At 67.0% G+C, this 12,702-nt stretch carries 10 protein-coding genes; 9 read left to right on the forward strand and 1 reads right to left on the reverse strand.

From position 1 onward, the window contains the following. The first annotated feature begins 1 nt into the window (after position 1). The 9 genes from ngcE to ACYVO6_RS24945 all read left to right on the forward strand — a co-directional run bounded on the left by ngcE (position 2) and on the right by ACYVO6_RS24945 (position 12,264). On the forward strand, positions 2-1,453 hold the full coding sequence (gene ngcE / locus ACYVO6_RS24905; RefSeq protein WP_461064668.1) for an N-acetylglucosamine/diacetylchitobiose ABC transporter substrate-binding protein: 1,452 nt from the start codon (positions 2-4) through the stop codon (positions 1,451-1,453). A gap of 95 nt (positions 1,454-1,548) precedes the next feature. Next, a complete protein-coding gene (locus ACYVO6_RS24910) occupies positions 1,549-2,478 on the forward strand; it encodes a carbohydrate ABC transporter permease (protein ID WP_461064670.1) in 930 nt (309 codons plus the stop codon). Positions 2,479-2,481: 3 nt separating this feature from the next. Continuing rightward, a complete protein-coding gene (locus ACYVO6_RS24915; RefSeq protein ID WP_461064672.1) occupies positions 2,482-3,405 on the forward strand; it encodes a carbohydrate ABC transporter permease in 924 nt (307 codons plus the stop codon). 182 nt (positions 3,406-3,587) lie between these two features. Beyond that, positions 3,588-4,787: an ROK family transcriptional regulator gene (locus ACYVO6_RS24920; protein WP_461064674.1), complete on the forward strand. Its 1,200-nt coding sequence runs from the start codon at positions 3,588-3,590 to the stop codon at positions 4,785-4,787. A gap of 133 nt (positions 4,788-4,920) precedes the next feature. Beyond that, entirely contained in the window at positions 4,921-6,024 is a 1,104-nt protein-coding gene (locus tag ACYVO6_RS24925; RefSeq protein ID WP_461064888.1) for a substrate-binding domain-containing protein, read from the forward strand. 215 nt (positions 6,025-6,239) lie between these two features. Next, positions 6,240-7,031 carry an ATP-binding cassette domain-containing protein gene (locus tag ACYVO6_RS24930; RefSeq protein ID WP_461064676.1) on the forward strand — a complete coding sequence of 264 codons (792 nt, stop codon included), beginning with the start codon at positions 6,240-6,242 and terminating at the stop codon, positions 7,029-7,031. Beyond that, complete coding sequence (locus ACYVO6_RS24935; RefSeq protein ID WP_461064678.1) at positions 7,028-8,329, forward strand: sugar ABC transporter permease; 1,302 nt, start codon at positions 7,028-7,030, stop codon at positions 8,327-8,329. Before ACYVO6_RS24930 ends, ACYVO6_RS24935 begins: the two co-directional genes overlap by 4 nt. 329 nt (positions 8,330-8,658) lie before the next feature. Continuing rightward, positions 8,659-10,587: a 1-deoxy-D-xylulose-5-phosphate synthase gene (gene dxs, locus ACYVO6_RS24940; protein WP_461064680.1), complete on the forward strand. Its 1,929-nt coding sequence runs from the start codon at positions 8,659-8,661 to the stop codon at positions 10,585-10,587. Positions 10,588-10,737: 150 nt separating this feature from the next. Beyond that, on the forward strand, positions 10,738-12,264 hold the full coding sequence (locus tag ACYVO6_RS24945) for an amino acid permease (RefSeq protein ID WP_461064682.1): 1,527 nt from the start codon (positions 10,738-10,740) through the stop codon (positions 12,262-12,264). A 40-nt stretch (positions 12,265-12,304) separates the two neighbouring features. Here the strand turns inward: ACYVO6_RS24945 and ACYVO6_RS24950 are convergent, their stop codons facing one another. Then, positions 12,305-12,679 (reverse strand): NYN domain-containing protein, encoded by a 375-nt coding sequence (locus ACYVO6_RS24950; protein ID WP_461064684.1) that lies wholly within the window; start codon positions 12,677-12,679, stop codon positions 12,305-12,307. Between the last annotated feature and the right edge of the window lie 23 nt (positions 12,680-12,702).

Consider the following 12,702-nt stretch of genomic DNA (forward strand, 5'->3'; position numbering starts at 1 on the left):
CATGGGATCCACTTCCGCCCACAGCGGCCGTGAAGGTGTCGGCCGCCGCGATCTGATCAAGCGGTCCGCAGCGCTCGGCCTGATCGCCGTGCCCACGATGAGCTTCCTGTCCGCGTGCGCCAGCGGTGGTGACAGCGGCAGCGAGGAGAAGGTCGAGAAGGGCAAGAAGACCGCGGAGAACCCGCTTGCCGTCAATGAGACCGCGCCGCTGGAGATCGTCATCTTCGACGGCGGTTTCGGCACGAAGTACGCCGAGGACGCCAAGGCGGTCTACGAGAAGAAGTTCCCCGACGCGAAGGTCAAGTTCTCCTCGACCCAGAAGATCCAGTCGGTCCTCCAGCCGCGGTTCAACCAGGGCTCCCCGCCGGATCTGATCGACAACTCCGGTGCCGAGCAGATGGACATGGGCGTCCTCGTCGGCAAGAAGCAGCTCGCCGACCTCACCCCGCTGCTGGACGCGCCGTCCGTCGACGACCCGAACAAGAAGGTCCGGGACACCCTGCGCCCCGGCATCGTCGAGATGGGCCAGTTCGACGGCGACCCGGTCTGGATCATGTACTACGCGTACACCGTGTACGGCGTGTGGTACTCCCAGAAGGCCCTGGACTCGCTCGACGCCACGTACCCGGAGACCTGGGACGACATGCTCGCGGTCTGCGAGAAGGCGAAGAAGAAGGGCATCGCGGGCTGGACGTACGCCGGTAAGCACCCGTACTACATCCCCTTCTCGCTCTACCCGATGATCGCCAAGGTCGGCGGCCCGGAGACTCTCGACGCCATCGACAACCTTGAGCCGAACGCCTGGAAGCACCCCGCGGTCAAGACCTGCTTCGAGGCCTACTACGAGCTCTACAAGAAGGGCTACATCCTCGAGGGCACGCCGGGCCTGGACCACATCCAGTCGCAGACGGCCTGGACCGAGGGCAAGGCGCTCTTCATCCCGAACGGCTCCTGGGTGGAGAACGAGGCGGCGAAGACAATGCCGAAGGACTTCGACCTCGCGGTGTCCGCGCCGTCCGGCATCGACAGTTCGGACAAGATGCCGTTCGGCACCATCTGGGCGTCCGGCGGCGAGCCCTTCATCGTCCCCGCCAAGGCCAAGAACCCCGACGGCGGCATGGAGCAGCTGCGCATCATGCTCAGCGAGGAGTCGTCGAAGAACTTCACCACGTCCGTCAAGTCGCTGTCCGCGTTCAACGGCGGCACCGACGGTATCGAGCTGACCCCGGGCCTGAAGTCCGGTGTGGCGGCGCTGGAGAAGGCCGGCGAGAACGTGGTCAACCCGCGCCTCCAGGACTGGTACGTGGCGCTGCAGAAGGAGAAGATCGGCGTGGGTGGCCTCGGCGAGATGATGGCCGGGCGGCTCACCCCGGCCGAGGCGATCAAGAAGATCCAGGGTTACGCCGACGAGGCGGCCAAGGACGACTCCATCCAGCACTACAAGCACCAGTGAGCGCGGCGGGGGGCTCCGGGGCGTGACCGGGGTCCCCCGCTCTCGATGGTCGTGGCGTCGGCGGCAGCGCCCGCGGGAAGATCGGGTCGGTAGGAATGCAACACGGTAAATACCGTTTCATCGTGGGGTTCTTGACGGCCCCTCTGGCGATTTACACCCTTTTCGTCATCTGGCCCTTCATCCAGTCCATCTACTATTCGTTCACGGACTGGAGCGGTCTGAGCCCCGAGTTCAAGATGGTGGGCTTCGACAACTTCACGAGAATGCTGGACGACGACGTCTTCTGGAAGTCGTTCCAGCACAGCGTGATGTTCGTGGTGCTGCTGCCGCTGGTGACGCTGGCACTGGCGTTGTTCTTCGCCTTCATGCTGAATGTGGGCGGACGACGCAGGAAGAACGCCGCGATCGCGGGCGTACGCGGCTCGGCCTTCTACAAGGTCGTCTACTTCTTCCCGCAGGTGCTGTCGATCGCGATCGTGGCGCTGTTGTTCCAGTTCGCGTACAACCCCAACAGCGGTGCGCTCAACTCCGCGCTCAAGGCGGTCGGTCTGGACAATGTCCAGCCCAACTGGCTCGGCGATCCCGATCTCGCGCTGTGGTGTGTCTTCGCGGTTCTCGTCTGGGTCACTGTCGGATTCTTCGTGGTGCTCTTCTCCGCCGGAATGGCGTCCATTCCCAAGGACTATTACGAGGCGGCACTCCTTGACGGCGCGAACCGCATCACCACGTTCTTCAGGATCACCCTGCCCCTGCTCTGGGACACCGTGCAGTCCGGCTGGGCGTATATGGGCATCCTGGCGCTGGGCGCCGAGTCCTTCGCGGTCGTGCAGATCATGACCGTGGGGCCGAACGGCGGTGGCCCCGACTATTCGACGACGGTATTGCCGCTGTACGTGTACCAAAAGGCGTTCCGGGACGGCCAGGCCGCGTACGCGACGACGATCGGTGTCGCCCTGCTCATCGTGACGCTGCTGTTCGTTGCGGTTGTGATGAGGCTGGGCCGGCGCGAGCGGTTGGAGTACTGACCTATGAAGACGACCGACACCCCTCCCGCCGACACCCCTCAGGACGAGCGGCCGCCCGTCACCAAGACGACGGCCGCGCCCGGGCCGCTGGAGAAGCCCTCCGAGGGCAGGACCCTCAACTTCTTCTCGCACGGCATGCTCATTCTCTGGGCGTTCATGGTCGTGATGCCGCTGTTGTGGGCGGTGATGACCTCGTTCAAGACGGACCGGGACATCTTCAGTTCGCCCTGGGCGCTGCCGGACTCGTTGCATTTCGAGAACTGGTCGCGGGCCTGGACCGAGGCGAACATGAGCGACTACTTCCTCAACACGGTGATCGTGGTGGGGTTCTCGCTCGTCGGCACGATGCTGTTGGGTTCGATGGCGGCGTACGTCCTCGCGCGTTTCGAATTCCCCGGGAACCGCTTCATCTACTTCCTCTTCATCGGAGGAATGAGCTTCCCGATCATGCTGGCGCTGGTTCCGCTGTTCTACGTCATGCAGAACCTGTCGCTGCTGAACACGCTGCCCGGGCTGATCCTGGTCTACATCGCGTACTCGCTGCCGTTCACCGTGTTCTTCATGACGGCCTTCTTCCGTACGCTGCCGACCTCGGTGGCGGAGGCGGCCTTCGTGGACGGGGCCTCGCACACCCGGACGTTCTTCCAGGTGATGTTGCCGATGGCCAAGCCCGGTCTGATCAGCATCAGCATCTTCAACTTCCTGGGCCAGTGGAACCAGTACATGCTGCCGACGGTGCTGAACACCGAGCCGGACCGCAAGGTCCTCACCCAGGGCCTCGTCCAGCTCGCCGTGAGCCAGGGCTACAAGGGCGACTGGTCCGGCCTGTTCGCGGGCCTGGTCATGGCGATGCTGCCGGTCCTCGCCGCGTACATCATCTTCCAGCGGCAGGTGGTCGCGGGCTTGACGGCGGGCGCCCTCAAGTAGCGGTTCGGTTTGCGAGGGTGGTCCCGGATTGGTGCCGGGGCCACCCTCGCGTTTGCGGGTGCGGGTATGCACCCCTCTGCTCAACCTCTTGACGGAAGGCAGCCCCAACGGCTCAGCTTAGAGTTCACTAGTTGCACATAGACGGGGTCTCACCGAGGTGACCCCGTACGCAGGAGGTCGTCGTGGAGACTCCGGGGTCGCAGTCGTCGCTGCACCGAGCAAATCTCGAACGGGTCGTACGTGCTGTGCGCCTGGCCGGATCGCTCACACAGGCGGAGATCGCGAGGACGACGGGCCTGTCCGCGGCGACGGTCTCCAACATCGTCCGCGAACTCAAAGAAGGCGGAACGGTCGAGGTCACGCCCACATCGGCGGGCGGCAGGCGGGCCCGTAGCGTCAGCTTGAGCGGCGACGCCGGCATCGTGATAGGGGTCGACTTCGGGCACACGCATTTGCGCGTCGCAATAGGGAACCTCGCGCATCAGGTACTCGCCGAGGAATCCGAACCCCTGGACGTGGACGCCTCCGCCGCACAGGGCCTCGACCGGGCCGAACAGCTGGTCAGCAGGCTGATCGCGGCCACCGACGTCGACCGCAGCAAGATCGCGGGTGTCGGCCTCGGTGTGCCAGGCCCGATCGACGTGGAGTCCGGCACCCTCGGCTCGACCGCCATCCTGCCGGGCTGGACCGGCACCAAGCCCGCCGAGGAGCTGCGGGGGCGGCTCGGCGTACCGGTGCACGTGGACAACGACGCCAACCTCGGCGCCCTCGGTGAGCTGGTGTGGGGGAGTGGCCGGGGGGTCAGGGACCTGGCGTACATCAAGGTCGCGAGCGGTGTCGGTGCCGGCCTGGTCATCAACGGCCGGATCTACCGCGGCCCGGGTGGCACGGCCGGAGAAATCGGTCATATTACTCTTGATGAATCCGGCCCCGTCTGCCGCTGCGGAAACCGGGGCTGCCTGGAAACCTTCGCGGCCGCGCGCTACGTACTGCCGCTGCTCCAGTCCAGCCACGGCACGGATCTGACCATGGAAGGCGTCGTACGGCTGGCGCGGGACGGCGACCCTGGCTGCCGTCGTGTGATCGCCGACGTCGGCCGACACATCGGCAGTGGAGTCGCCAATCTCTGCAACCTGCTCAACCCGAGCCGGGTGGTCCTCGGCGGTGATCTCGCCGAGGCCGGTGAGCTGGTGCTCGGGCCCATAAGGGAGTCGGTCGGCCGCTATGCGATCCCCAGTGCGGCGCGCCAGCTGTCCGTTCTTCCAGGGGCGCTCGGTGGCCGGGCGGAGGTTCTCGGGGCTCTCGCTCTCGCACTCAGCGAGATGGGGGATTCAACCCTTTTGGACGGAACCCTCGCTACGGCTACTCCCGCCTTCACTTAGAGAACGGATGGCACCGTTGCCATCTCGTTAAGGATTTACTTCTTGACGTCGTACTAATGGCCGAGTTGACTGCCAGTCACCTCGGCCGCACCGTCGCGGCCACGTCAGGGAGGTTTCTGAAGTGAACACGCGTATGCGTCGTGCTGCCTATGCCGTTGCCGCAGGTGCGATGGCCATCTCGCTGGCCGCCTGTGGCAGCGCCGAGGAAGCCGGCGGCGACAATGATGAGACTGGCGCCGCCAAGGGTGACGCGATCAAGGTCGGTCTGCTCCTTCCGGAGAACCAGACCGCGCGTTACGAGAAGTTCGACAAGCCCTTGATCGAGAAGAAGGTCAAGGAGCTCACGAACAACAAGGGCGAGGTCGTCTACGCCAACGCCAAGCAGGACGCCACCACGCAGAACCAGCAGGTCGACACGATGATCACCAACAAGGTGGACGTGCTGATCGTGGACGCGGTGGACTCCAAGGCCATCGAGAACTCCGTCAACAGGGCCAAGGAAGCGGACATCCCGGTCGTCGCGTACGACCGCCTCGCCCAGGGCGACATCGACGGCTACGTCTCGTTCGACAACGAAGAGGTCGGCCGCGTCCAGGGCAAGGCGCTCCTGGAGGCCCTCGGAGACAAAGCCACGCCCTCCGCCAAGATCGTCATGATGAACGGCGCGATCACCGACCCGAACGCCGCCTTCTTCAAGAAGGGCGCGCTGTCCCAGCTCGAGGGCAAGGTCGACATCGCCAAGTCGTACGACACCAAGGAGTGGAAGGCGGAGAACGCCAACGCCAACATGGAGGGCGCGATCTCCGCGATCGGCAAGAACAACATCGTCGGCGTCTACTCCGCCAACGACGGCATGGCGGGCGGCATCATCACCGCCCTGAAGGCCGCCGGGGTCAACCCGATCCCGCCGGTCACCGGCCAGGATGCCGAACTCGCGGGCGTGCAGCGCATCGTCGCGGGTGAGCAGTACATGAGCGTGTACAAGCCCTACCCGCAGGAGGCGGACGTCGCCGCGGAGATGGCCGTCGCGCTCGCCCAGGGCGAGAAGCTCGACTCCATCGCCAAGACCGAGGTCGACAGCCCGACCACCAAGGGCGTCCCGTCGGTCCTCGTCCCGGTCGTCTCGCTGACCAAGGACAACATCAACGACACGGTCATCAAGGACGGCATCTACACGGTCGACGAGATCTGCACGGCCAAGTTCAAGGCCGCCTGCGGCCAGATCGGCCTCAGTTAAGTCCTCGATCAAGTACGCACGAGTCCCTTTCCGCGTACGGGAATTCGCTACGTTGAATCCCGTACGGGACTGGTGAATTCCTGTACGGGACTCGCGTACTCAAAGCCCCTCCGGCGCCCCGCCACCAACAGCCCCGCAAGCTCGCGCGGGGCGCCGGACGGAACAGCTCCCCAAACTTCTATACGACCTCTCCGCCGGGTCAGGCGGCGAAGGAGATGGTTTACGTGTCCGCTACGCCTGTGCTGGCGTTGCGCGGGGTCTCCAAGCGGTTCGGTGCCGTCCAGGCGCTCACCGACGTAGAGCTCGAGGTCCACGCCGGTGAGGTGGTCGCCCTGGTGGGTGACAACGGTGCCGGAAAATCCACGCTGGTCAAGACGATCGCCGGCGTGCACCCCATCGATGAGGGCGTCATCGAGTGGGACGGCAGGTCCGTCCAGATCAACAAGCCGCACGACGCTCAGAACCTGGGCATCGCGACCGTCTACCAGGACCTCGCGCTGTGCGACAACATCGACGTCGTAGGCAATCTCTATCTGGGCCGCGAGCTGAAGAGGCGCGGCGTGCTCGACGAGGTCGAGATGGAGCGCCGCTCCCGCGAGCTGCTGCAGACGCTGTCGATCCGCATTCCCAGTGTGCGCATCCCGATCGCCTCACTCTCAGGTGGCCAGCGGCAGACCGTGGCCATCGCCCGCTCCATGCTCGGCGAGCCGAAGCTGGTCATCCTCGACGAGCCCACCGCGGCCCTCGGTGTCGAGCAGACCGCGCAGGTCCTCGACCTGGTGGAGCGGCTGCGCGAGCGCGGCCACGCGGTGCTCCTCATCAGCCACAACATGGCCGATGTGAAGGCCGTCGCCGACAAGGTCGCCGTACTGCGCCTGGGCCGCAACAACGGCGTGTTCGAGGTCAAGGCGACCTCGCAGGAGGAGATCATCTCCGCCATCACGGGCGCCACGGACAACGCCGTGACCCGTCGTGCGGCGCGCAGCAACGGGGAGGTACAGAAGTGAGCATCGACAAGACACAGGACGCCGCCCCGAAGACCACCGACGTAGCGGTCGAGAACCCGGAGGCGGCCGCCGGCGCGGATGTCGCCGTCGACCCTCGGCTGCTGGTGCGTGAGCGCGGCTTCGCCGGCTACGTCATCGAGTTCAAGCGCAAGATCCGCGGTGGTGACCTGGGCTCGCTCCCGGTCGTCATCGGCCTGATCGCCATCGCCGTCATCTTCCAGAGCCTGAACTCGAACTTCCTGTCCGCCGAGAACCTCAACAACATCGCCGTGGCGATGGTCGCCACCGGCATGATGTCCGTCGGCATCGTCTTCGTGCTGCTGCTCGGTGAGATCGACCTCTCGGTCGGCTCCGTCAGCGGTGTCGCGGGTGCCATCGCGGCCGTACTCAGCGTCACGCACGGCATGAACGAGTGGCTGGCCGTGCTCATGGCCCTCGGCGGTGGCGCGGTCGCGGGCGCTATCCACGGCTTCTTCTTCGCGAGGATCGGTGCGCCGGCGTTCGCGGTCACCCTGGCCGGCCTGCTGTTCTGGCTCGGCTTCATGCTCCAGCTCCTGGGCGAGAACGGCACGATCAACCTCGACGGCGATGGTCTGATCGGCAAGCTGACGACGTACTACTTCTCGGACATCGCGGCCGCCTACGGGCTCGCCACGATCGCGGTCGCCGTCTTCTTCGTCACGTCCTTCCTGGACAGCCGCCGTCGCGAGGCCGCGGGCATCCCGTCCCGGCCGCTCGTCGACATCCTGCTGCGCACGGGCCTGCTGGCGATCGTCGCGTACGCCGCCGCGATCATGTTCAACCAGTACAAGGGCCTGCCCCTGGCGCTGCTGCTGTTCCTGGTGGTCCTGGTGATGACCGACTTCGTGCTGCGCCGCACGGGCTACGGCCGCAAGATCTTCGCGCTCGGCGGCAGCGTCGAGGCGTCCCGGCGTGCGGGTATCAACGTCACGGCGGTACGGATCTCGGTCTTTGCCATCGCGGGATTCTTCGCGGCGGTGGGCGGTCTGTTCTGGGCCTCGAAGATCGCCGCGGCCAACCAGAGCGCGGGCGCCGGTGACCTGCTGATGAACGTCATCGCGGCGGCCGTCATCGGCGGCACCAGCCTCTTCGGCGGTCGCGGCCGTACCTGGAACGCGCTGCTCGGTGTCATGGTGATCACCTCGATCCAGTACGGGCTCGCCCTCGAGGGCATCGCCACGCCGATCCAGTACATGATCACGGGCAGCGTCCTGCTGGCCACGGTCGTGATCGACTCCGTCACCCGCAAGACGCAGAGGACGGCGGGTCGCGCGTAAGCGCTCCGCTGGGAACGGGGGCGCCCAAGAGCACGGCCGGACCAGTCGTTCGGCGGCTGCGGGTTGACTGTGGCCGGTCGCTCCCCCACTCTCGGCTTCTCCCCCAGTGCCTTAAGGGCCTGGGGGGACCCCCAGAGCGGGGGGACCCCCATCGCGGCGGAGCCGCAAATCGACACGGCCCCGCGCCCCTTACGGGCGCGGGTCGGCGCGGTCTCCTTTAGACAAGTGCCCGGCACCAATGGTGGTGCCGGGCACTTTCATGAAAGGCGGAACATTACACTCGACGAGCCCGGCGAAAGCTCGAACAGCTCTAATGCAAGGAGGCACGGGTGCCGCTGCTGACCCGTATCACGGGACCGCGCGATCTGGACCGGCTCAGCCTGGAGCAGCTGGACCAGCTGGCCGAGGAGATCCGGACCTTCCTCGTCGACGCGGTCTCCAAGACCGGCGGCCACCTCGGCCCCAACCTCGGCGTCGTCGAGCTCACCATCGCTCTGCACCGTGTCTTCGAATCCCCGAAGGACAAGGTGCTGTGGGACACGGGCCACCAGTCCTACGTCCACAAACTGCTCACCGGCCGTCAGGACTTCTCCAGACTGAAGATGAAGGGCGGCCTGTCCGGCTACCCCTCACAGGCCGAGTCCGAGCACGACATCATCGAGAACTCGCACGCCTCCACGGTCCTCGGCTGGGCCGACGGCCTCGCGAAGGCGAACCAGGTCCTGAAGACGGACGACCACGTCGTCGCGGTCATCGGCGACGGCGCCCTCACCGGCGGCATGGCCTGGGAAGCGCTCAACAACATCGCCGACGCCAAGGACCGCCCCCTGGTCATCGTCGTCAACGACAACGAGCGCTCGTACGCCCCCACCATCGGCGGCCTCGCCAACCACCTCGCCACCCTGCGCACCACGGACGGCTACGAGCGCTTCCTGGCCCGCGGGAAGGACCTGCTGGAGCGCACGCCCGTCGTCGGCAGGCCCCTCTACGAGACGCTGCACGGTGCCAAGAAGGGCCTCAAAGACTTCATCGCCCCGCAGGGCATGTTCGAGGACCTCGGCCTGAAGTACGTCGGCCCCATCGACGGTCACGACATCGAGGCACTGGAGTCCGCGCTGGCCCGCGCCAAACGCTTCGGCGGCCCGGTCATCGTGCACTGCCTCACCGAGAAGGGCCGCGGCTACCAGCCCGCCCTCCAGGACGAGGCCGACCGCTTCCACGCCGTCGGCAAGATCCACCCCGACACGGGCCTGCCGATCGCCTCCTCCGGCGCCGACTGGACCTCCGTCTTCGGCGAGGAGATGGTCAAGCTCGGCAAGGAGCGCGAGGACATCGTCGCGATCACGGCCGCGATGCTCCAGCCGGTCGGCCTCGACAAGTTCGCCAAGACGTACCCCGACCGCGTCTACGACGTCGGCATCGCCGAGCAGCACGGCGCCGTCTCCGCCGCGGGCCTGGCGACCGGTGGCCTGCACCCCGTCTTCGCCGTGTACGCGACGTTCCTCAACCGTGCCTTCGACCAGGTCCTGATGGACGTGGCCCTGCACAAGTGCGGTGTCACCTTCGTCCTCGACCGCGCGGGCATCACCGGCACAGACGGCGCCTCCCACAACGGCATGTGGGACATGTCGATCCTCCAGGTCGTCCCCGGCCTCAGGCTCGCCGCGCCCCGCGACGCCGACCAGGTCCGCGCCCAGCTCCGCGAGGCCGTCGACGTCGACGACGCGCCGACCGTGGTCCGCTTCTCCAAGGGCGCGGTGGGTCCCGCCGTACCCGCCGTGGGCCGTATCGGCGGCATGGACGTACTACGCGCTCCCGGCACCGACGCCCCGGACGTGCTGCTCGTCTCCGTAGGCGCGCTCGCACCCATGTGCCTGGAGATCGCCGACCTGCTCGACAAGCAGGGCATCTCCACGACCGTCGTCGACCCGCGCTGGGTCAAGCCCGTCGACGAGGCCATGGCCCCGCTCGCCGAGCAGCACCGCGTGGTCGTCACCGTCGAGGACAACTCCCGCGTCGGCGGCGTCGGTTCGACGATCGCGCAGGCCCTGCGCGACGCGGGCGTCGACCTCCCGCTGCGCGACTTCGGCATCCCGCCGCGCTTCCTCGACCACGCCTCCCGCAAGGAGGTCCTGGCGGAGATCGGCCTGACCGCCCCGGACATCGCCCGCCAGGTCACCGGCCTGGTCGCCAAGCTTGACGGTCCCAGCGAGCGCCCGACCACCCGCATCGACTCGGCGGAGCCGGCCCGCGACTGACGGCTGCATGACGGGCTCTGAATGGGCCGGTTTCACCCATTCTTTACGGTGGTGAAACCGGCCCATTCGCGTGAAACCGCCCGCGCCGGGATACCCGCACCACGCCCCCTCTCGATCATGTCGAGATCGGCAAGCGTGGGAGGTAAGCCCGTGAGCAGCACCCTCTTCAGGACCAAGAAAGTCGAGCAATCCATCCTCGATACCGAGGAGCCGGAGCACGCGCTCAAGAAATCCCTGTCAGCCCTGGATCTGACCGTCTTCGGCGTCGGCGTCATCATCGGCACCGGCATCTTCGTCCTCACCGGCACGGTGGCCAGGAACAACGCCGGCCCCTCCGTCGCCCTGGCCTTCGCCGCGGCCGGCGTCGTCTGCGCGCTCGCCGCGCTCTGTTACGCAGAGTTCGCCTCCACCGTCCCGGTGGCGGGCTCCGCCTACACCTTCTCGTACGCCTCCCTCGGTGAACTGCCCGCCTGGATCATCGGCTGGGACCTGGTCCTGGAGTTCGCGCTGGGCACGGCGGTGGTCGCCGTCGGCTGGTCCGGCTATGTCCAGTCGCTCATGGACAACGCGGGTTGGGAGATGCCCGCGGCGCTGGGCAGCCGACAGGGCGCCGACGGCTTCGGCTTCGACATCCTCGCCGCCGCCCTGGTCCTGGTACTCACCGCCATCCTCGTCCTCGGCATGAAGCTCTCCGCGCGGATCACCTCGCTCGTCGTCGCCATCAAGGTGACGGTCGTCCTCGTCGTGATCATCGCGGGCGCCTTCTTCATCAAGGGCGACAACTACGACCCGTTCATCCCGAAGGCGCAGGACGTGCCGCCGGGTGAGAGCCTCGAAGCGCCGCTGATCCAACTCATCTTCGGCTGGGCGCCCTCCAACTTCGGTGTGATGGGCATCTTCACCGCCGCCTCCGTCGTCTTCTTCGCCTTCATCGGCTTCGACGTCGTGGCCACGGCCGCCGAGGAGACCAGGAACCCGCAGCGCGACATGCCGCGCGGCATCCTCGGCTCCCTCTTCATCTGCACGGCCCTGTATGTCGCCGTGTCGATCGTCGTGACCGGCATGCAGCACTACAGTCAACTGTCCGTCGACGCCCCGCTCGCCGACGCGTTCAAGGCCACCGGGCACCCCTGGTACGCGGGCTTCATCAGCTTCGGCGCGGCGGTCGGCCTGACGACGGTCTGCATGATCCTTCTCCTGGGCCAGACCCGTGTCTTCTTCGCGATGAGCCGCGACGGCCTCCTGCCCCGCTTCTTCTCGCGCGTCCACCCTCGGTTCAGGACCCCGCACCGGCCGACCATCCTGCTCGGCGTGGTCATCGCGGTCCTCGCGGGCTTCACCCCACTCGAGGAACTCGCCGCGCTGGTGAACATCGGCACCCTCTTCGCCTTCGTGGTCGTCGCGATCGGCGTGCTCATCCTCCGCAGGACGCGCCCCGACCTGCACCGGGCCTTCCGCACCCCATGGGTGCCGTTCATCCCGATCCTGTCGGTGTGCGCCTCGCTGTGGCTGATGCTGAACCTGCCCGCCGAGACCTGGATCCGCTTCGGCATCTGGATGGCGGCCGGCTTCCTCGTCTACTTCCTCTACGGCCGCTCCCACAGCCTCCTCGGCCGGCACAGGGAGACCACGGTCGACGACGTGCTCAAGCCGCCGCCGGGCGGAGAAACTCCGTAGCACCGAGCGTGCCGTAGGCGGTTCAGGGACGAAAGGCGGTTCAGGGGCGGACGGTCCGCGGACCGGTGACCTCCGCCCCCAACGCGCCCACCCTGTCCCGCAGTTCGCGATCGGCCGTGACCACCAGGCAGCGGCGCCCCGCGGCCTCGGCGGCCAGCTCAACTATGCGGTCGTCGCCGCTGCCGGGCGCCGAGTCGACCCGTACGCCCGTAACCGATGGCACTCCGCGGGCGGCTCCCTCGACCACGAGCACCACCTCCAGGGGACCCGGGAAGCCGGGCAGCCCTTCGTCGGCGTACGGCACCAGCAGGTCCCGTAGGCGCTCCGCCGCCCCACGGCGGTCCCGCCACCAGCCGTCGGGCACCGAGCCGACCACGTTGGCGGCGTCGACGATCATGAGGAGAGGGGCGTTCATGAGGCCAGGGTCGCACGGGGCGG

Source organism: Streptomyces pseudoechinosporeus, from assembly GCF_054783935.1.

What these genes read in the sequence shown, in the direction of transcription:
- ngcE (WP_461064668.1), top strand. Translation starts at nt 2, where the DNA reads ATGGGATCCACTTCCGCCCACAGCGGCCGTGAAGGTGTCGGCCGCCGC.
- ACYVO6_RS24910 (WP_461064670.1), top strand. Translation starts at nt 1,549, where the DNA reads ATGCAACACGGTAAATACCGTTTCATCGTGGGGTTCTTGACGGCCCCT.
- ACYVO6_RS24915 (WP_461064672.1), top strand. Translation starts at nt 2,482, where the DNA reads ATGAAGACGACCGACACCCCTCCCGCCGACACCCCTCAGGACGAGCGG.
- ACYVO6_RS24925 (WP_461064888.1), top strand. Translation starts at nt 4,921, where the DNA reads ATGCGTCGTGCTGCCTATGCCGTTGCCGCAGGTGCGATGGCCATCTCG.
- ACYVO6_RS24930 (WP_461064676.1), top strand. Translation starts at nt 6,240, where the DNA reads ATGGTTTACGTGTCCGCTACGCCTGTGCTGGCGTTGCGCGGGGTCTCC.
- ACYVO6_RS24950 (WP_461064684.1), bottom strand. Translation starts at nt 12,679, where the DNA reads ATGAACGCCCCTCTCCTCATGATCGTCGACGCCGCCAACGTGGTCGGC.